This window comes from Dechloromonas agitata is5, from assembly GCF_000519045.1.
GTDB lineage: Bacteria > Pseudomonadota > Gammaproteobacteria > Burkholderiales > Rhodocyclaceae > Azonexus > Azonexus agitatus.
The window spans coordinates 2,930,838-2,949,678 of sequence record NZ_KI912532.1; the positions used below are offsets into that span (position 1 = coordinate 2,930,838).

18 protein-coding genes are annotated in these 18,841 nt (G+C 63.9%); 8 read left to right on the plus strand and 10 right to left on the minus strand.

Annotated elements, in window-relative coordinates:
* Positions 1-103: 103 nt before the first annotated feature.
* A complete protein-coding gene (locus K420_RS0114355) occupies positions 104-808 on the minus strand; it encodes a DUF1684 domain-containing protein (RefSeq protein ID WP_232422838.1) in 705 nt (234 codons plus the stop codon).
* Between the two features lie 169 nt (positions 809-977).
* On the opposite strand from K420_RS0114355, the gene K420_RS0114360 reads away from it, so the two are divergent.
* The gene (locus K420_RS0114360; RefSeq protein ID WP_027458677.1) at positions 978-1,277 is read left to right on the plus strand and encodes a DUF2502 domain-containing protein; all 300 of its coding nucleotides are present in this window, start codon (positions 978-980) and stop codon (positions 1,275-1,277) included.
* Positions 1,278-1,348: 71 nt separating this feature from the next.
* Here the strand turns inward: K420_RS0114360 and clpB are convergent, their stop codons facing one another.
* Positions 1,349-3,931: an ATP-dependent chaperone ClpB gene (clpB, locus tag K420_RS0114365; RefSeq protein ID WP_027458678.1), complete on the minus strand. Its 2,583-nt coding sequence runs from the start codon at positions 3,929-3,931 to the stop codon at positions 1,349-1,351.
* A gap of 185 nt (positions 3,932-4,116) precedes the next feature.
* Here clpB and K420_RS0114370 point away from each other — a divergent pair, with 185 nt between their 5' ends.
* Entirely contained in the window at positions 4,117-5,751 is a 1,635-nt protein-coding gene (locus K420_RS0114370; RefSeq protein ID WP_027458679.1) for a methyl-accepting chemotaxis protein, read from the plus strand.
* A 49-nt stretch (positions 5,752-5,800) separates the two neighbouring features.
* Here K420_RS0114370 and moaE read toward each other — a convergent pair whose 3' ends face one another.
* The 5 genes from moaE to K420_RS0114395 form a co-directional block, all read right to left on the minus strand.
* A complete protein-coding gene (gene moaE / locus K420_RS0114375) occupies positions 5,801-6,250 on the minus strand; it encodes a molybdopterin synthase catalytic subunit MoaE (protein ID WP_027458680.1) in 450 nt (149 codons plus the stop codon).
* A 2-nt stretch (positions 6,251-6,252) separates the two neighbouring features.
* On the minus strand, positions 6,253-7,839 hold the full coding sequence (locus tag K420_RS0114380; RefSeq protein WP_027458681.1) for a peptide chain release factor 3: 1,587 nt from the start codon (positions 7,837-7,839) through the stop codon (positions 6,253-6,255).
* Between the two features lie 54 nt (positions 7,840-7,893).
* Complete coding sequence (locus K420_RS0114385; protein ID WP_027458682.1) at positions 7,894-8,622, minus strand: DUF2189 domain-containing protein; 729 nt, start codon at positions 8,620-8,622, stop codon at positions 7,894-7,896.
* A 98-nt stretch (positions 8,623-8,720) separates the two neighbouring features.
* Entirely contained in the window at positions 8,721-9,566 is an 846-nt protein-coding gene (locus tag K420_RS0114390) for a D-hexose-6-phosphate mutarotase (protein ID WP_027458683.1), read from the minus strand.
* On the minus strand, positions 9,550-9,891 hold the full coding sequence (locus K420_RS0114395) for a DUF3301 domain-containing protein (RefSeq protein ID WP_027458684.1): 342 nt from the start codon (positions 9,889-9,891) through the stop codon (positions 9,550-9,552). The genes K420_RS0114390 and K420_RS0114395 overlap by 17 nt, the downstream gene beginning before the upstream one ends.
* 88 nt (positions 9,892-9,979) lie before the next feature.
* Between K420_RS0114395 and K420_RS0114400 the strand changes: the two genes are divergently transcribed.
* Positions 9,980-11,506, plus strand: a complete 1,527-nt coding sequence (locus K420_RS0114400) for a hypothetical protein (RefSeq protein ID WP_027458685.1) — start codon at positions 9,980-9,982, stop codon at positions 11,504-11,506.
* A gap of 110 nt (positions 11,507-11,616) precedes the next feature.
* Positions 11,617-12,462, plus strand: coding sequence for a 23S rRNA (adenine(2030)-N(6))-methyltransferase RlmJ (locus K420_RS0114405; RefSeq protein ID WP_027458686.1), 846 nt, complete (start codon positions 11,617-11,619; stop codon positions 12,460-12,462).
* Here K420_RS0114405 and K420_RS0114410 read toward each other — a convergent pair.
* The gene (locus K420_RS0114410; protein WP_027458687.1) at positions 12,454-12,810 is read right to left on the minus strand and encodes a nucleotide pyrophosphohydrolase; all 357 of its coding nucleotides are present in this window, start codon (positions 12,808-12,810) and stop codon (positions 12,454-12,456) included. The two genes, K420_RS0114405 and K420_RS0114410, sit on opposite strands and share 9 nt — an antisense overlap.
* A 75-nt stretch (positions 12,811-12,885) precedes the next feature.
* Between K420_RS0114410 and K420_RS0114415 the strand changes: the two genes are divergently transcribed.
* On the plus strand, positions 12,886-14,127 hold the full coding sequence (locus K420_RS0114415; protein ID WP_027458688.1) for a dicarboxylate/amino acid:cation symporter: 1,242 nt from the start codon (positions 12,886-12,888) through the stop codon (positions 14,125-14,127).
* Positions 14,128-14,130: 3 nt separating this feature from the next.
* Here K420_RS0114415 and K420_RS19125 read toward each other — a convergent pair whose 3' ends face one another.
* Complete coding sequence (locus K420_RS19125) at positions 14,131-14,565, minus strand: hypothetical protein (protein ID WP_051453152.1); 435 nt, start codon at positions 14,563-14,565, stop codon at positions 14,131-14,133.
* A 107-nt stretch (positions 14,566-14,672) separates the two neighbouring features.
* On the opposite strand from K420_RS19125, the gene K420_RS0114425 reads away from it, so the two are divergent.
* A complete protein-coding gene (locus K420_RS0114425; RefSeq protein WP_027458689.1) occupies positions 14,673-15,194 on the plus strand; it encodes a gamma carbonic anhydrase family protein in 522 nt (173 codons plus the stop codon).
* A complete protein-coding gene (locus K420_RS19130; protein WP_051453153.1) occupies positions 15,191-15,880 on the plus strand; it encodes a hypothetical protein in 690 nt (229 codons plus the stop codon). Before K420_RS0114425 ends, K420_RS19130 begins: the two co-directional genes overlap by 4 nt.
* Positions 15,881-15,937: 57 nt before the next feature.
* Here the strand turns inward: K420_RS19130 and fliW are convergent, their stop codons facing one another.
* Positions 15,938-16,381: a flagellar assembly protein FliW gene (gene fliW / locus K420_RS0114435; RefSeq protein WP_027458690.1), complete on the minus strand. Its 444-nt coding sequence runs from the start codon at positions 16,379-16,381 to the stop codon at positions 15,938-15,940.
* Positions 16,382-16,504: 123 nt separating this feature from the next.
* Between fliW and K420_RS0114440 the strand changes: the two genes are divergently transcribed.
* On the plus strand, positions 16,505-18,820 hold the full coding sequence (locus K420_RS0114440) for a Tex family protein (protein ID WP_027458691.1): 2,316 nt from the start codon (positions 16,505-16,507) through the stop codon (positions 18,818-18,820).
* Positions 18,821-18,841 lie beyond the last annotated feature (21 nt).

Here is an 18,841-nt window from a genome sequence, read left to right on the forward strand (position 1 = left end):
TGAGGGCGGCGATCTCAGGGCACGGCATCTGCCGGAGAGCGACGCCGAGTCACGACAGGGCGCCTGTGGAAGGAGCCGAACAATCAGGCGACGACCGCCAGGCTCATTTCGGAAGCCATTTCCTTTCCCCGGCCGTGATCGGAAAAGGCAGCCAGTTCTCCGGCGGTGGCAGCGGACAGGTGGCAAACGGCGTGAAGGCGCAGGGCGGATTGTAGGCACGATTGAAATCGAGCCTGATTTTGCGGCCAGTCGGCACTGGCACCTTGAGGAACCGCCCGGCGCCGTATGTCTCGCGACCACTGGTCCGATCACGAAAAACGAAGAAGACCTCATTGTCGCTGACCGCCATCGGCAACAAGCTGGCGGGTTCGCCTCCGACGTTGAATACCGCACGATGCCCAACCTCAACCTGTTTCAGGTCTCCGCTGACATTGGGAACCTCCATGCTGAGCGGCGGCGACAGCGTCTCCCAATCGGCTTCGATGACCCATTGCGGGTCGTCGTCGAAATAGGCCAGACCGCTGAACGGTTGCTTCGCTGCCCAGGCCCGATCGCGCAAACGGGCAGCCAGCCGCCCCTCCCGGTCGACAACGAAGAACGACCAGTCGCCGAAATCGACCACGCTGGGGGCACCGTTCAAGTCTGTTTGCAGGCTTTGCTCCGGCCCGTCGACCGGCTGCCAGAGCAACAACCCAGACTGCCAGAGCAGATCGCCGAGATGCGCCGGGCCCTCTGGCAGGCAAACCAGGCAATCGTCACCGCAACCGACCCGATTCACGCCAGGTTGCAACCAGAACAAACCGGCCATGCCCAACCAACTGTCCGGAGCGCTCAATTCGGCATGGCGCCGAGCCTGCCATTCCTTCTGTTCTTCCCGCATGATTCGTCATCCTGTCCGCGAAATGGTTATCATGGTTCTACACGAGTGTCAGGCGGTTTCCTTCGCTTGTTCATTCACACTGATGAGGATAGTGCCCATGAAAAAAATCTTGATTACCGCCTTGTTCGGCACCCTGCCCTGGTTCGCCAGCGCCGCCGACATCAATGTCAATCTCGGTAGCGTACGCGTTGACGCGCCCGGTGTCAGCGTCACCTTCGGCACCCGCAATGATCGCGGCTACTACTGGGATGGTTACGACTGGCGCGACCCGGGCTACTGGAAGCAGCACAACGGTCCGCGAGGCGAAAAATACTATACCGGTCGCGGTAACAAAGGCGTGCCGCACCAGGATGGCGGCCATTGTCCGCCGGGCCAGGCCAAGAAGGGCCGCTGCTGATTCCGCTCCCCCACAAATAAAAAGGGCGATGCCACCTGGCATCGCCCTTCTTGTTTCAGCCTGCTCGCTGATCAACCTTTGGCAAAACGCATGATGCCGTTTTCGCAGGCCACCCGGATCGTGTCCTTGGCGGCAAAGCGGCCTTCCAGGATGGCCTTGGCCAACGGATTCTCGATCTGCTGCTGAATGGCGCGCTTCAAGGGGCGGGCACCGAACACCGGGTCGAAGCCGGCCTTGGCCAGTTCGGACAAGGCACTGTCCTCGACGACAATGCCCATCTCCAGCTGGGCCAGGCGCTTTTCGAGATAGCCGAGCTGGATCTTCGCGATACCGGCGATATGCTCCTCGTCGAGGCTGTGGAAGACGACCACTTCGTCGATGCGGTTGATGAACTCCGGCCGGAAGTAGGTTTTCACCTCGGCCATCACCGCCACCTTGATCACGCCGTAGTCGTCGCCCGACATCTGCTGGATCATCTGGCTGCCCAGGTTGGAGGTCATGACGATCACCGTGTTCTTGAAATCCACGGTACGCCCCTGGCCATCGGTCATCCGGCCGTCGTCAAGCACCTGCAGCAGCACGTTGAAGACATCCGGGTGCGCCTTTTCGACTTCATCGAGCAGGATCACCGAGTACGGCTTGCGGCGCACCGCTTCGGTCAGGTAGCCGCCCTCTTCGTAGCCGACATAGCCCGGCGGCGCGCCGATCAGGCGGGCGACCGAGTGCTTCTCCATGAACTCGCTCATGTCGATGCGAATCAGGTGTTCCTCGCTATCGAACATGAACTCAGCCAGCGCCTTGCACAGCTCGGTCTTGCCGACACCGGTCGGACCGAGGAAGAGGAAGGAACCGTAGGGACGGTTCGGGTCGGACAACCCGGCGCGCGAGCGGCGGATGGCGTCGGCTACCAGGCGCACGGCTTCGTCCTGGCCGACCACGCGGTTGTGCAGGCGCTCTTCCATCCTCAACAGCTTGTCGCGCTCGCCCTGCATCATCTTGCTGACCGGGATGCCGGTGGCGCGGCTGACCACTTCGGCGATTTCCTCGGCACCGACTTGCGTGCGCAGCAGCTTGTTCTTCTGCTGGCTGCCCTCGCCGGCCGCTTCCGCCTTCTTCAATTGCGCTTCAAGTTGCGGCAGCTTGCCGTATTGCAGCTCGGCCACCTTCTCCAGCTTGCCCTCGCGCTGCAGCCTGGCGATATCGGCCTTCAGGTGGTCGATCTCCTCCTTGATCTGCGCCGAGCCCAACACGGCCGACTTCTCGGCTTTCCAAATTTCCTCGAGGTCGGAATATTCCTTGGTCAGGCGGGCGATTTCGTCCTCGATCAGGCCGAGACGTTTCTGCGAAGCCTCGTCCTTCTCTTTCTTCACCGCCTCGCGCTCGATCTTCAGCTGGATGATGCGACGGTCGAGCTTGTCCATCGATTCCGGCTTGGAGTCGATTTCCATCTTGATGCGCGCCGCGGCCTCGTCGATCAAATCGATGGCCTTGTCCGGCAGGAAGCGGTCGGTGATGTAGCGGTGCGACAACTCGGCAGCCGCCACAATCGCCGGATCGGTGATGTCGACGCCATGATGCAGTTCGTATTTCTCCTGCAAACCGCGCAGGATGGCGATGGTCGATTCGACACTCGGCTCGTCGACCAATACCTTCTGGAAACGGCGTTCCAGCGCGGCGTCCTTTTCGATGTACTTGCGGTATTCGTCCAGCGTCGTGGCGCCGATGCAGTGCAGCTCGCCGCGCGCCAAGGCCGGCTTCAGCATGTTGCCGGCGTCGATCGCGCCCTCGGCCTTGCCGGCGCCGACCATGGTGTGGATTTCGTCGATGAACAGAATGATGCGCCCTTCGTCCTGCGCCACCTCCTTCAACACGGCCTTCAGGCGCTCCTCGAACTCGCCGCGGTACTTGGCCCCAGCCAGCAGGCCGGCCATGTCGAGGACCAGCACCTTCTTGCCCTTCAGGGTTTCCGGCACTTCGTCATTGACGATGCGCTGGGCCAGCCCTTCGACGATGGCCGTCTTGCCGACGCCCGGCTCGCCGATCAGCACCGGGTTGTTCTTGGTACGGCGCTGCAGAATCTGGATGGCGCGACGAATCTCGTCGTCGCGGCCGATCACCGGGTCGAGTTTCCCTTGGGCGGCGCGTTCGGTCAGGTCGATGCAGTATTTCTTCAGCGATTCGCGCTGGCCTTCGGCTTCCTGGCTATCGACGCCCTGCCCGCCGCGCACGGCCATGATGGCCGCCTCGATGGACTTGCGGGAGAAGCCATGCTGCTTGGCGATGCGCCCGGTTTCGTTCTTGTCGTTACAGAGGGCGAGCAGGAACATTTCGCTGGCGATGAACTGGTCGCCCCGCTTTTGCGCTTCCTTGTCGGTCAGGTTGAGCAGGTTGGCCAGGTCGCGGCCAACCGATACGTCACCACCATGGCCTTCGACCTTCGGCAAGCGCGTCAACGCCTGCTCGAGGTCGCGCTTCAGGCCGGGCACATTGACGCCGGCGCGCGACAACAGCGAAGTCGTGCCGCCGTCATCCTGATTGATCAGGGCCAGCAACAGGTGCTGCGGCTCGATGAACTGCTGGTCGTTGCCGAGCGCCAGGCTTTGCGCGTCGGCTAAAGCTTGCTGGAATTTGGTCGTGAACTTGTCAAGGCGCATCGCTGCTCTCCCTCTGCGAAATGTCGGATGCACCCTACATGAGGACGTAAATTCCATTTTCAACACCTCACGCAGGGGCTTTTCTCAGGGAGTTGTTTTCGACGCATGCGATGACGTGATACATTCCCTGCAAAACAAAAACAAATTTGTTATTTCTGCTATAAAAGTCAGTAGAGGAAAAACCCATGTCAAACTCGGGATTGACACTGCGTGGCAAGCTCTTCGCCATGACGGCTGCCACCGTCATCGCGTTGGCCGCACTTTTTGTCGTGCTGCTCCTCAACAGCAAGAGCCAGATGCTGGAAGACCGCCAGGCCAAGGTACGTAACCTCGTTGAGGTAGCCCATGCCACCGTGGCGCATTTCGAGAAGGCAGCCCGCGACGGCCAGATGCCGGTCGAGGAAGCCCAGCAGAAAGCCGCTGCCGCGATTCGCAGCATGCGCTACGACACGGTCGAATATTTCTGGATCAACAACCTGCAGGACCTGATGGTCATGCACCCGATCAAGCCGGACCTCGAGGGTAAGAAACTCGACCAACTGAAGGACAAGAACGGCAAGCAGCTGTTCCTCGAATTCAACCGGGTGGTCAAGGCTCAGGGTGCCGGATTCGTCGACTACCTGTGGCCGAAACCGGGTTCCGAGGAAGGCGTGCCGAAAATTTCCTATGTCATGGGCTTCGCGCCGTGGGGCTGGGTGATCGGCTCGGGCATCTACATTGACGATGTCGAAGCCAAGTTCCGCGCCGATGCCGTCAAGCTGCTGCTCTGGGGCCTGGGGATCGGTGGTTTCATCGCCATTTCCCTGCTCCTCCTGTCGCGTAACATCATCCGCACGCTGGGCGGTGACCCGAGCCTCGCCTCGGCCATTACCCGCCGGATCGCCAGCGGCGACCTGGCAACACCGGTCGACTGCCCGGCGGACGACAAGGACAGCCTGCTGGCCAATATCCGCACCATGCAGGAAACGCTGCGCAGCATCATCGCGACCATCGTCAACAATGCCGAGCAGGTGGCCAGCGCCGCCGACCAGTTGCTGCACGCCTCGGAGGAAGTCTCGCAACGCGCCAGCCAGCAGAGCGATGCCGCCTCATCGATGGCCGCCTCGGTCGAGGAAATGGCCGTCAGCATCGATCAGGTCAAGGAAAACGCCACCGAGGCGCATGGCATTTCGCAGGACTCCGGGCAAATTTCCGAGGAAGGAGCGGCCGTCATCCACGGCGCCGCCAACGAAATGCGCAATATTTCCCAGGCCGTGCAGTCCTCTTCCGAAATCGTCGAGGAACTCGGCCGCCAGTCGGATCGCATCACCACCATCGTCAATACCATCAAGGAAATCGCCGACCAGACCAACCTACTGGCTCTCAACGCCGCCATCGAGGCGGCCCGGGCCGGTGAGCAAGGGCGCGGTTTCGCCGTCGTCGCCGACGAAGTGCGCAAGCTGGCCGAACGGACCAGCCTGTCCACCACCGAGATCACCGACATGGTGTCCAAAATCCAGATTGGCACGCGCAATGCTGTCAACAGCATGCAGGCGGGGGTCGAACAGGTCAGCAAGGGCGTCGAGCTGGCCAATCAGGCGGGCGATTCGATCAACCGCATTCGCGATGGCGCACTGCGCGTTACCGTCGTGGTCAATGGCATTTCCGACTCGATCGCCGAGCAGAGCATCGCCAGCAACGAAATCGCCCAACAGCTGGAAACCATCGCCCAAATGTCGGAAGAAAGCGCCGTCGCCGTCCGCCACACCGCCGATGCCGCCCGCCACCTGCAGTCGCTATCCGCCTCGCTGCATCAGGCTGTCGCGCAATTCCGGACCTGATCCCGACCGCACCGGAAACAACAAGGGGAGCCGAGGCTCCCCTTTTTCATTATTGCCAGCGGGCTGCGGCGCTGTCGTCGGTCTCGCGAGCATCCACCCAGCGGCCGCCATCCGGCGTTTCTTCCTTCTTCCAGAAGGGAGCGCGGGTCTTCAGGTAATCCATGATGAACTCGCAGGCGGCAAAGGCTTCGCCGCGATGGGCGCTGGTCACGGCGACCAGCACGATCTGGTCGCACGGCTTGAGCGGCCCGACACGATGGATGACCAGTGCTTCGTAGATATCCCAGCGGCCCTTGGCCTCGGTAACGATGGCCTCCAGTGCCTTTTCGGTCATGCCGGGATAGTGCTCCAGCGTCATGCCGGCAACACGGGCACCGTCGTTGATATCACGCACCAGACCAAGAAAACTGGCCAGCGCACCGACCCGGGCATCCTGCGCACGCAGGGCCGCCAGTTCGGCGCCGACGTCGAAATCCGCCTCCTGCACCCGGACCGCCATGATCAGGCCACCTCGCGCGCTTCGAGGAAGCGCAGGTTGGGATATTTTTCCTTGACCATGTTCAGATAGACATTGTTCGGCGCCAGGTAGACCGGATCGTCCGCCCCATCGAGCGCCACGTTGGCGCTGTAGCGCTCGGAGAGCTGGCGCAGTTCGGCCGGGTCGCCGACGATCCAGCGCGCCGTCGAGCAGTTATAGCTTTCGAAGATGACCTGCACGCCGTATTCATGCTCCAGACGGTGTGCCACCACATCGAACTGCAGTGCGCCGACCGCACCAAGGATCATGTCGGAACCGGAAATCGGCCGGAACAACTGGGTCGCGCCCTCCTCCGCCAACTGGTGTAGGCCCTTCTGCAGTTGCTTGATCTTCAGCGGGTTGCCGATGCGGGCGAGGCGGAACATTTCCGGCGCGAAGGACGGGATGCCGGTGAAGCGCAAGTCTTCGCCTTCCGAGAAGGTTTCGCCGAGGCGGATGGTACCGTGGTTCGGGATGCCGATGATGTCGCCCGACCACGCTTCGTCGGCCGTCGACCGGTCGCGCGCCATGAAGGTGATGGCGTTGTTGATCGACAGGGTCTTGCCGGTCGCCACCTGCTTGACCTTCATGCCCCGGTCGAAACGACCGGAACAGACGCGCAGGAAGGCGATGCGGTCGCGGTGCTTGGGGTCCATGTTGGCCTGGATCTTGAACACGAAGCCGGAGAACTTGGCCTCGTTCGGCGCCACTTCGCGCGCCTCGCCCTTGACCACGGCATTGCGCGCCTTGGGGGCGGGCGACAACTCGACCACGGCATCGAGCAAGCTCTGCACACCGAAGTTGTTGACCGCCGAACCGAAGAAGACCGGCGTCTGCTTGCCTGAGAGGTAGGCATCGGCATCGAAGGGATGCGACGCGCCGCGCACCAGTTCGATATCGGTGCGCAGTTCGTCGGCCTGGCTGCCGATCAGTTCGTCGAGGCGCGGATTGTCCAGCCCCTGGATGATCTCGGCCGTGCCCTTCTCGGCCTGCGGGTCGAAGAAGGCGATGGTGTCGTCGTACAGGTGATAAACGCCGCGGAAACGCTTGCCCATGCCGATCGGCCAGGTGATCGGCGCGCACTGCATGCCGAGCACCGACTCGATTTCGTCGAGCAGGTCGATCGGCTCCTTGCCTTCGCGGTCGAGCTTGTTGATGAAGGTCAGGATCGGCGTGTCGCGCATGCGGCAGACGTTCAACAGCTTGATGGTCTGCGCTTCGACCCCGTTCACCGAGTCGATGACCATGGTCGCCGAATCCACGGCGGTCAGCGTGCGGTAGGTATCCTCCGAGAAGTCTTCGTGGCCCGGGGTGTCGAGCAGGTTGATCATGCACTCGCGGTAGGGGAACTGCATGACCGACGAGGTCACCGAAATGCCGCGCTGCTTTTCCAGCTCCATCCAGTCCGACGTCGCGTGGCGCGAGGCCTTGCGGGCGCGTACTTCGCCGGCGACCTGAATGGCGCCGCCGAACCACAGCAGCTTTTCGGTCAGCGTGGTTTTACCCGCGTCGGGGTGGGAGATGATCGCAAAGGTACGGCGGCGGGAGATTTCTTGGTCGAGAGCGGACACGGCAGGCAGGGAAAATCGGGGAAACCGGAGATTATACCCGCGAAGCCCGCCCCCTCAGACCGGCAGCGCGATCCGGTAGAGCGCCCGGCTGGCGTAGGCCAGCCAGGGCAAGGTAAGCAGCAGCAGGGGCAGCAAGAGGATACTGGCCATGACAGTCGTCGACAGCAGGACCGCCCAGACCATGGCGATGAAGAAATTGCCAAAGACGACCCGCACGCTGCTCACCACCGCCTCGACCAGCGTCGCCCGACGCTCGCAGAGCAGCGGCACGGCAAAGGCCGACACGGTGAACAGCAGGAAGGCGACGACACCGCCCGACACCGACGACCACAGCACGAAACGCGAAACGCCCTCTGCAACCGGCAGCAACTCGCCCAGCCAGACCGGTACGTCGCCGATCATGTAGGCATAGAGGATCGCTGCATCGGTCACGAAAATCATGAACAACAAGCCGCAAACCAGGGCCAGCGCCCACAGCGTCCGGCTGGCTCCGGCAAAGCCGGCTGCGACGTCGCCCAGGCCGGGACGCTGCCCGGCCGCCAGCGCCGCTGCGATGCCGAAATAACCGGCGAGCACCGCCGGCCCGACCAGCATGAAGGCCCCCGCCGCGGCGATGACGAAAGGTGTCCAGCCACGGGCCAGCAGCCCCCCCATGATCAGCACGCCACCGACGACAAACAGTGCGGTGTAGGCAATACTGATGCCCCGGGTTTCATTGGCAACGCGCCAGCCTTCGGCCAGGGCGTCGAACAGGCTATCGAGGCTGAGCGCTTGGGTTTTCATGGCATTTCCGGAAAAAAGGGGCCAGGCTGGCCGATCTCGGCAGGAGCCTAGCCCAGCCCACTGCCGACAACCGTAATGCAGATCAAAATTGCCGGCGTTTACACGGCGACCAGCGTCTGCCGCCCGTACCACTCCTCGCCGGCCGGCACGACGACCGGCTGCTCGGCCACCGCCTCGACGCACAGCATGTGCCGCCAGCCATCGGCCGGCATGTCGGTCAGCGTCGCGCACTTCTCGACCCAGGGATTCCAGACCACGACATCGGGGAAGCCCTGGCCCTGCACGGCCAGGCTGAGATTACCGGCCTGCAGCAGTTGCGGCCGTTTGACCCGGCGATAGACGCGATCCATCTCGGCCTCGACCGCAATGTGCGTGCCGGTATCGCGGACGACGACATCGCCCTTGGCGGCATCGCGATAATCGTGGCCGTAAAGCCCTTCCAGCGTCACATCCTCGACCTGGACGACGCGCAGATAGGTGTGCAGCGCGCCGGTGAAGGCGAACGCGGCTGTACCGGTATTGGCGACACACAGTTCGAGATCGAGACGATCGGTCTCGATCATCACCGTCAGCTCAAGGCGGAAGGGATGCGGCCACAGGGCGCGGGTCGCCTCGTCATCGGCCAGTTCGAGGGTGAGCAGCGCATAGTCGTCACCACAGCGCCGGGCACTGACCTGCCATTCGCGGGTTCGCACGAAACCGTGCTTGGGCAGGTCGCCCAGCCCGGCAAACTGCGGCCAGCAGACCGGAATGCCGCCCCGAATGGCGACGCTGCCGTCGAACACGGCCTTGTCGGAGAGGAACAAGCGCTCGCGGCCGTCCGGCGTAGTCCAGGAGAGCACTTGCGCACCCAGCTTGCTGATGACGGCACTGGCGCCCTGCGGGCCATTCAGGCGCAGGGCGGCGATACCGTGGAATTCGATTTCTTCAATGGAGGGTTTCATGAGCACTCGGCACAACGTAAAGGTGGGGGCGGACGTGGAGCAACTCGACCTGATGGCCGAGCATGGTCACGCTGCCAGAACAACGGTTATTGCCGGTATCGCTGTATTCGAAGGCGAAAACCCGCTGCCAGCGGAGGACGCCGTCATCATCGCGAACCAGTTTCAGGGAACGGCCGGCAACCGTTTCATCGAGAAACTGCAGGCCTTCCTCGGCACACGACTGGCGTGCCGCCGCGATGCCGATTTCACGCGCCCGCAGGCTGTCCAGCCAGAACCACAGGGCGGCGCCCAGGGCACAGAGAAGCAGTAATTCGAACCAATTCATCGCGTAAGTATACGAAAGGCGGAAATTCTCCACAGAAAATAAATCATTTTTCACTGATAATTCGTTCGTCAAAAATTACCCAAATACCATGGACTCGCCGCTGCAGATATTCCGCGACTTGCTTCCGTTCGGCCCGAGCAGTGCCGAGCAGAAGGGTACCGCAGCAGTCCGTGGCCTGCTGGACACGGTGGCCGGGCTGTCGCCCCAGGAAACCATCGCCAAGCTGGCCTCCAGCGTGCTCCCCACGGCCAGCCAGCAGCCCAACCTGCACATGCGTTTCAAGTTGCTGGAAGACATCCGGCACGAAGCAGAACAAGCCCTCCCCCCCCTGGAAAACGAAGTCTGCCAGGCCGTCCTGCCCCTGCCCTACGAAGTGACGGCGGCGGCACTGCAGGCCGACAACCTGCTGAAAGGCCTGGCCATTGCCTACGCCGGCATCGCCCGGAGCATGCTCAAGAGCCAACTGGAAGGCGGCTTGAGCCATCTCTTCCATCGCAACATCCATCGCGCGATGGCAATGATCGCCCGGCGCCAGTTGCTGGCCTACCGCGCCTACGCCGCGCCATCGGCCACCTCCTGGCAGAGCCTGCACGACCTCTACCAGCTCGTGCGCGGGCCGCTGAACACGCCGCTCAACGGCGAAACGGCACCGATCGAGCACGAATATGTCGGCGCCCTGCTCTTCGCCTACCTGGAACCGAGCAAGCTGCCGCGCAGCGAGCTCGACACCATCCACGCCTGCTCGCGCCAACTGGCTGCCTACGCCACCATCGGCGATGCGCTGGCTGACCCGGCGGCGGTCAAGCATCCCGACTCCTGCTTTCTCGTCCGGCCCGACGAAGCCGCACCCGGCTACCCCTTGTCGCGACTGCCGGCCAGTGTCTCGACCTTCGGCGGCCTGCTGGTCGATTGCTCGCAGGTGCTGGCCGCCCTCGACCGCAACCTGACGCGACGCCCCGGCAAGGCCGTGGAACCCGACCTCAACGCTGCGCCGGCCATGTTGCAGTCCTTGCGTGTCGCGATCGGCGGCAAGAGCTCGCGGCGCTTCAGCCGCACCCATTTCCGGCCGCGCGGCGATCTCGTCGCAGGGCTCGCTGCGGTGATCAGCTTTGTCGACGGCAACGCCTTCTCGCGGCGCGCGGTCGATGCAGCCAGCCGCGACGACGGGCGGGAATTCACTTCCAGTGAATGGGCGCTGGTCGACGAGAGTCCGGACGGTTTCCGCCTGCGCTTCATCAAGGGCGAGAAGAAAACGCTCGGGGCTGGCGACATCGTCGCACTGCAGCCACGCGAATCGAGCAAGATCCACGTCTGCCTGGTGCGCCGCATCGCGTCGTCGCAGGTCCGGCTGGAGATCGGCCTGCAACTGATGTCGCCGCAGGTCAGCGTGGTCGAGGTCGTCGGTGCCGATGCCCAGGAAAGCCGCGCCATTTTCCTGCACAGCCTGCCCGCCTACGGCAAGTTCGCCGGCCTGATCATCCCGCCGCGCATCTACCGGGCTGGCGAGCGCATCGTCATCCAGCTGCCCGGCCGGGCCCTGCATCGCCAGCTCGGCAGCTGCCTGGAGGCGAACGACGGGCTGGAATTCTTCACCCTCGAACAAATCCCCGACTAGCCCCGGCCAGCCGGCCGGCCGTTGCGGCTTGCCCGCCGCCCTCGCTACACTGCACAATCCGCGCCTCACCCGCCCCGCAGCGGGCATGACCTCACCGACACAGGCCCCCGATGCTCAGCTACCGCCATGCCTATCACGCCGGCAACCACGCCGACGTGCTGAAACACCTGATCCTGATCCAGATCGCCGAATACATGGGCGAGAAGCCGGCCCCGTTCTGGATCGTCGACACCCACGCCGGAGCCGGCCGCTACGCGCTGGAATCGCCACATGCCACCAAGCTCGGCGAATACAAGGACGGCATCGGCCGCCTGTGGGACGCCAAGGGCCTGCCACCGGCGGTCACCGATTATGTCGACCTGGTGCGCCAGCTCAACCCGGACGGGCCGCTGAAGCACTACCCCGGCTCACCCTGGCTGGCGCGCCAGCTGCTGCGCGAGGGCGACCGCCTGCGGGTTTTCGAGATGCACAGCACCGATATCAAGCTGCTGCAGGAATGCTTCAAGGGCGCCGGGCGGGCCGTCACCGTTTCCGAAGGCGACGGCTTCGCCGGCCTCAAGGCCCTGCTGCCGCCCCCGACCCGGCGCGGCCTGGTACTGATCGACCCGTCCTACGAAACCAAGGGCGACTACGCGGCCGTGATCAAGGCGCTGCAGGAGGCGTTGAAGCGCTTTGCCACCGGCACCTATGCCGTGTGGTACCCGATGCTGGCCAAGCTCGAATCGCGCCAGCTGCCGGGTCGCCTGAAATCACTGGGTGCGAAGAACTGGCTGCATGCGACGCTGGAAGTGAAAGCGCCGGCCAAGGACGGTTTCGGCATGAACGGCAGCGGGATGTTCATCATCAATCCGCCCTGGACACTCGAGAAGAAGCTGCACGAAACCCTGCCCCGCCTGACCGAACTGCTGGCCCAGGGCGACGGGGCGAAATACGTGCTGGAGAGCGAGTCAGCCTAACTGGGTGTATTTGGCGCGCGAACCGTAGGCCTTGTCGACCGGGTATTTCTGCTCGTTCTTGCGCAGCTTGGCATAGGCCGCCGCGGTCAGGTCGATGCCGGCCTTGTCGGCAACCAGCAACAGCAACAACAGGATGTCGGCACATTCGTCGCGCAATTCCTCGGCTGCCTGCGGATCGTCGGGCAGTGCGTCGATTTCGGCATCGCTCCGCCATTGCGTCAGTTCGAGCAACTCCGCTGCCTCCAGGTTGAGCGAGACGATCAGGTTGCGCAGCGAGTGAAACTGGCGCCAGTCGCGCGCATCGCGGAAGGCCTGCACGGCGGCGGTGAGGGCCGAAATATCGCTCATTTCCCGTTTCCTTTCAGTCGAAGCGGCGATCATGCCAGCCGTCGCTTGCGACGACAACGCCATTAGAATCACGCCATGCGACGCCCATCCCTGAATTCCCAGATCCTGTTCGGCTGCCTGCTCGGGCTGGCCGGCGGCAGCTGGCTGGCCGCCGAGGGCGCGACGCCGCTGGCCGGCCACGTGCTGTACGGTGCCCGCCTGGCCGGCAACCTCTTCCTCGACCTGTTGCGCATGGTGCTGGTGCCGCTGGTCTTCGCCTCCATCGTGACCGGGGTGGCCAATCTGCGCGCCCATCACCAGATGCATCGGGTGTGGACGACGACGCTGGCCTTTTTTGTGCTGACCATGGCCATCGCCATCGTCATCGGTTTTGGCGCAGCGCACCTCTTCCGGCCCGGCGAGGGCCTGCACCTGGCCATGTTCGCCGAGGCGACGCGCGACTACCAGACGCGCCAGATGCCCCTGCCCGACTACATCGCCCAGTTCCTGCGCGGCCTCTTTCAGAATCCGTTCAAGGCGCTGGCCAATGGCGAGATCCTGGCGGTCGTGATGATCGCCCTCTTCCTCGGCATCGCACTGGTCGTCGGGGGCGAGCGCTATCGCAACATCCGCAACCTGATGACGGAACTGCAGGAACTCTGCCTGATGGTCGTCGGCTGGATCATGCATCTCGCCCCGCTCGGCCTCGCGGCCCTGCTCCTGCAACTGGTTGCCACGCAGGACGGCGCGCTGCTCGGCAGCCTCGGGCATTTCATCGCCGTCGTCGTCGGTTCGACGCTGTTCCACGGAGCCATCGTGCTGCCCGGCATCCTGTGGCTGGTCACCGGCGTTTCGCCGCTGCATTTCTTCAAGGGTGCCCGCGAGGCGCTGCTCACCGCCTTCGTCACCAGTTCCAGCGCGGCAACGCTGCCCGTCACGCTGCGCTGCACCGAACAGCACCTGCACGTCAAAAAGGATATCGCCAGCTTCGTCGTGCCGCTCGGCGCCACCATGAACATGGACGGCACCGCCCTCTACGAAGCGGCTGCCGCCCTCTTCGTCGCCCGCCTGGCCGGCATCGAACTCGACCTGGCCAGCCAGATGGTCGTGTTTTTCGTCGCCATGCTTGGCGCCGTCGGCGCGCCGGGCATTCCCAGCGTCGGCATGCTGTCGATGGTGCTGGTTCTCGAATCGGTCGGCCTGCCGACCGAGGCCATCGCCATCCTGCTGCCCATCGACCGCCTGCTCGACACCGTACGCACAGCCGTCAATGTCGAAGGCGACATGGTGGGCAGCCTGATCGTTCAGAAGCTGGCCGGCGACATCCCCAAGAGCTGACGCTCAGCGATCCGGCACCTCGATACCCTTGCGCCGGAGCCACTGTTTGTCGAGTTCCCAACGCACCTGCTCGATGCCCGGCTGAGCGAGAACGATGTCCTTGGCCTCGTCCTGCATCCTCCCGAGCTGGTTCTGGACGGCAATGAAGGCCGGGTTGTTGGCATCCTTGACGTTGATCTCCGGGTAGAGCACACCGAGCAAGCGGAAGGCCGGCACATCGACATTGCGCGGTGTGGTCATCACCGCCGTCGTACCTTCCACCCGGAGGACCTGGAATTGGTAGGGGTAATCCTTCAACTTCTGGCTGGCCTGCGTTTCGAGGATGTGGTTCAGTTCGCGGGTGCGGGCATCGGGGCGGCGGATGGCCCAGTCGAGCGCCACCAGCAGCGCCATGACGATCAGTACCCATTGCCACGATTTGATGGCGCGAAAATTCATGTCGACTCCTTGACGATGCCCCGCAGGCGACTGTCAGCGTAACATGTGCGGGTTTGCCTGCGGTCGACCGGCCAGGCGAGAAACCCCGATAGTCCAAGGAGAACTCCATGCCCCTCTTCAAACTCGGCGACAAGACCCCGCAACTCGGCAACGACGCCTGGGTCGCGCCCAACGCGACCGTGATTGGCGACGTGCGCCTCGGCAGGAACGCCTCGATCTGGTGGAGCGCCACGCTGCGTGGCGACAACGATCCGATCCACATCGGCGACAACACCAATATTCAGGACGGCTCGGTGCTGCACACCGACGAAGGCGTGCCAATGCACATCGGCAACGACGTCACGGTCGGCCATCTGGTCATGCTGCACGGCTGCACGGTCGGCGACGGCAGCCTGATCGGCATCGGCTCGGTCATCCTCAACCGGGCGGTGATCGGCAAGGGCTGCATCGTCGGCGCCAATACGCTGATTCCGGAAGGCAAGGTATTCCCGGACAAGGTGCTGATCGTCGGGTCGCCCGGCAAGGTGGTGCGCGAACTGAGCGACGAAGATGTGGCGAAACTCAAGAAATCGGCCGAGCACTACGTCGACAACGCCCGCCGCTACCGGACAACGCTCGAACCCCTGTGAGCGCCTGCCGGACCAGCCCACTCTGGCTCGGGCTGCTGGCCGCCCTGCCAGCCTGGGCTGCCGACCCCTGCGATGAACTGCCCAAGCCCTCGGTCGTCGTCAAGCGCCTGGAGAGCGCGCCGGAGTTCAATCTCCGCTACGGCTACCGGGCGCTGACCAACCTGGGGAGCGCCAAGGCACGACCGGGGCAGCAGGTACTCGGGCTGACCCGCGGCAACGCCAGCGTGCGCTTCGCCTCGACGACGCCGGTGATCGTCTCGGCCGACGGCCGCTGGGAATGCGCCAGCCCGCAGATCACGCTGACCTACGGCTTCGCGCCGCTGACCGTTCATGTCGCCCGCGAATTCCCGCCCGACACCTGTGCCTACAAGGAAATCCACGCCCACGAGATGCGCCATGTCGAGACCTACCAGGCGCATCTGGCGGCCATCGAGCAAGACCTCACCGCCACCCTGAACCGACGTTTCGCCGGGAGCAGCCCCTGGCGCGGGCAGGCCGGGCAATTGGCCCGCCGCCTGCAGCAGGAACTCGACACGCGCTGGCTTCCCTACGTGCAGCGTGAAATCGCCAAGGTCGAGGCGGCCCAGGCGCTGATCGATACGCCGGAGGAATACGACCGGGTGGCCAATGCCTGCGATGGCGAAATCAGCAAGCGGCTGAAACCGGGCAAAGCCGCCACCCCGTAAACGACAAAGCCCGCCGGTGACCGCCCGGCGGGCTTGCCTGATCGATCCGGCGGGCGCTTAGACGGCGCTGGCCAGGTTGCTCAGGGTGATGTTGGAACGCAGCGTTTCCATGACTTTCTGCAGGCCGACGCGAGCCTTGGTGTTGATCAGCAGCGGGGCACGCAAGCTGGGCGTGATCTGCGACTGGCCGCCATCCTCCTGCTTGAACAGCACCTGCATGACCTGCACGTCTTCGGGGGCCGGCGATTTGAGCAAGGCGGTTTCGGCATCGCTCAGGTTGAGTTCGTAGTGAAAGCCGAGCGACGCCGGATCGACGATCTGGAAGGCCAGTGTCGGCTCGTCCAGCGACTGGAGCGTGTAGCTGGCCGGCTGAGCCTGGTCGTCCTCGTGCACCAGCATGAAGCGCTTGCTTTCCTCGAAACCGACCAAGCCGTTCGGGAATTCGATGACCTTGGCCGGATCGACTTCGACAGCGCCGAACAAATAGGTGTCCACTTTCATTAGCCCTCTCCTCCATTCGATTGGAATTACTAGCCCGGACATCCTACACCAAGCATCGGCGGTTGTATTTTCCAGCCGGATTGCGCATAGTGCACGCCCCTTTTTTGCCGTTCCGCCGCACCCATGCTCGCACCCATCGAACACCGCATTGCCGTCGAACTCAACGTCCGTCCGTCGCAGGTCATGGCCGCCATCCAGTTGCTCGACGAAGGCGCCACCGTGCCCTTCATCGCCCGCTACCGCAAGGAAGTGACCGGCGGCCTGGACGACACGCAACTGCGCACGCTGGAAGAGCGCCTCGGCTACCTGCGCGAACTGGAAGACCGCCGTGCGGCCATCCTGGCCAGCATCGAGGAACAGGGCAAGCTGACGCCGGAACTGAAGGCCGAGATCGACGACGCCGAGACGAAGCAGCGCCTCGAAGACCTCTACCTGCCCTACAAGCAGAAGCGCCGTACCAAGGCGCAGATCGCCCGCGAAGCCGGCATCGAGCCGCTGGCGCTCGCCCTGCTGGAAAATCCGGAACTGACGCCGGACGAGGAAGCCGAAAAATACCTCAACGCCGAGGCCGGCTTTGCCGACAGCAAGGCGGTGCTCGACGGCGCCCGCCAGATCCTGATGGAAAAATTCGCCGAGGACGCCGACCTGCTGCGCGGCCTGCGCGAATACCTCAACGAACACGGCCTCGTCCGCTCGAAGGTGGTCGAAGGCAAGGAAACCGAAGGGGCCAAATTCCGCGACTGGTTCGACTTCGCCGAGGCCATCGCCGACATGCCCTCGCACCGCGCCCTCGCCCTGCTGCGCGGCCGCAACGAAGGCGTGCTGTCGGTGACGCTGGTCCTCGACTCGGAACTCGACGAAGAAGCCGTCAAGCCGGGCCCAAACCCCTGTGAAATGCGCATTGCCAGCAAGTTCGGCATCAAGGCACAGGGCCGCCCGGCCGACAAGTGGCTGGCCGACACCGTGCGCTGGACCTGGAAAATCAAGGTCTACACCCACCTCGAACTCGAACTGATGAACGAACTGCGCGAGCGGGCTGAGGAAGAAGCGATCCGCGTCTTCGGCCGCAACCTCAAGGACCTGCTGCTCGCCGCCCCGGCCGGCCAGCACGTCACGATGGGCATCGACCCCGGTATCCGCACCGGCTGCAAGATCGCCGTCGTCGACGCCACCGGCAAGCTGCTTGCCACCGAAACCATCTACCCGCACGAGCCGCGCTGCGACTGGGCCGGCTCGATCCATACCATCGCCCGCCTGGCCAGCCAGCACGGCGTCTCGCTGGTTGCCATCGGCAACGGCACGGCCAGCCGCGAAACGGACAAGCTGGTCCAGGACGTCATGAAGAAGTACCCGGAAGCGCGCCTGACCAAGATCGTCGTCTCCGAAGCCGGTGCCTCGGTCTATTCCGCCTCCGAACTCGCCGCCAGGGAATTCCCCGAGCTTGACGTCTCGCTGCGCGGCGCCGTCTCGATTGCCCGCCGCCTGCAGGACCCACTGGCCGAACTGGTCAAGATCGAGCCGAAATCGATCGGCGTCGGCCAGTACCAGCATGACGTGTCGCAGACCAAACTGGCCCGCTCGCTCGATGCCGTGGTCGAGGACTGCGTGAACGCCGTCGGCGTCGATGTGAATACGGCCTCGGTGCCGCTGCTCACCCGCATCTCCGGCCTCAATGCCGGGCTGGCGGCCAATATCGTCAATTACCGCGATGCCCACGGCGCTTTCCGGACGCGCGACGACCTCAAGAAAGTGCCGCGCCTCGGCGACAAGACTTTCGAGCAGGCCGCCGGCTTCCTGCGCGTGCCGAATGGCGACAACCCGCTCGACGCCTCGTCGGTGCACCCGGAAGCCTACCCGGTGGTCGAGAAGATCATTGTCGACCTCAAGAAACCGATCAAGGAACTGCTCGGCGACAGCCGCACCCTGAAGAGCGTCAACGCCAGCCAATATACCGACGAGCGCTTCGGCCTGCCGACCGTGCAGGACATCCTGAAGGAACTGGAAAAGCCCGGCCGCGACCCGCGCCCGGAGTTCAAGACGGCTACCTTCGCCGACGGCGTCACCGAGGTGAAGGATCTGCAGCCCGGCATGATCCTCGAAGGGGTCGTCACCAACGTCGCAGCGTTTGGCGCCTTCGTCGACATCGGTGTGCATCAGGACGGCCTGGTACACGTTTCCGCCCTCTCCAACACCTTCGTCAAGGACCCGCACGACGTGGTCAAGGCGGGCCAGGTGGTCAAGGTGAAAGTGCTGGAAGTCGACCTGCCGCGTCAGCGCATCGCACTGACCATGCGCATGAGCGACGAACCGGGCAAGGGGCGGAGCCACGAGGCCGGCACCCAGCGCGGTGCCCCGCTCTCGCGCCAACAGGCCCGCCACAATGCTCCGCCCCCCTCCGGCAACGCCATGGCGGCGGCGTTCGCCAAGCTGAAAAAGTGAGGCGGCAACCCGTTCAGGATC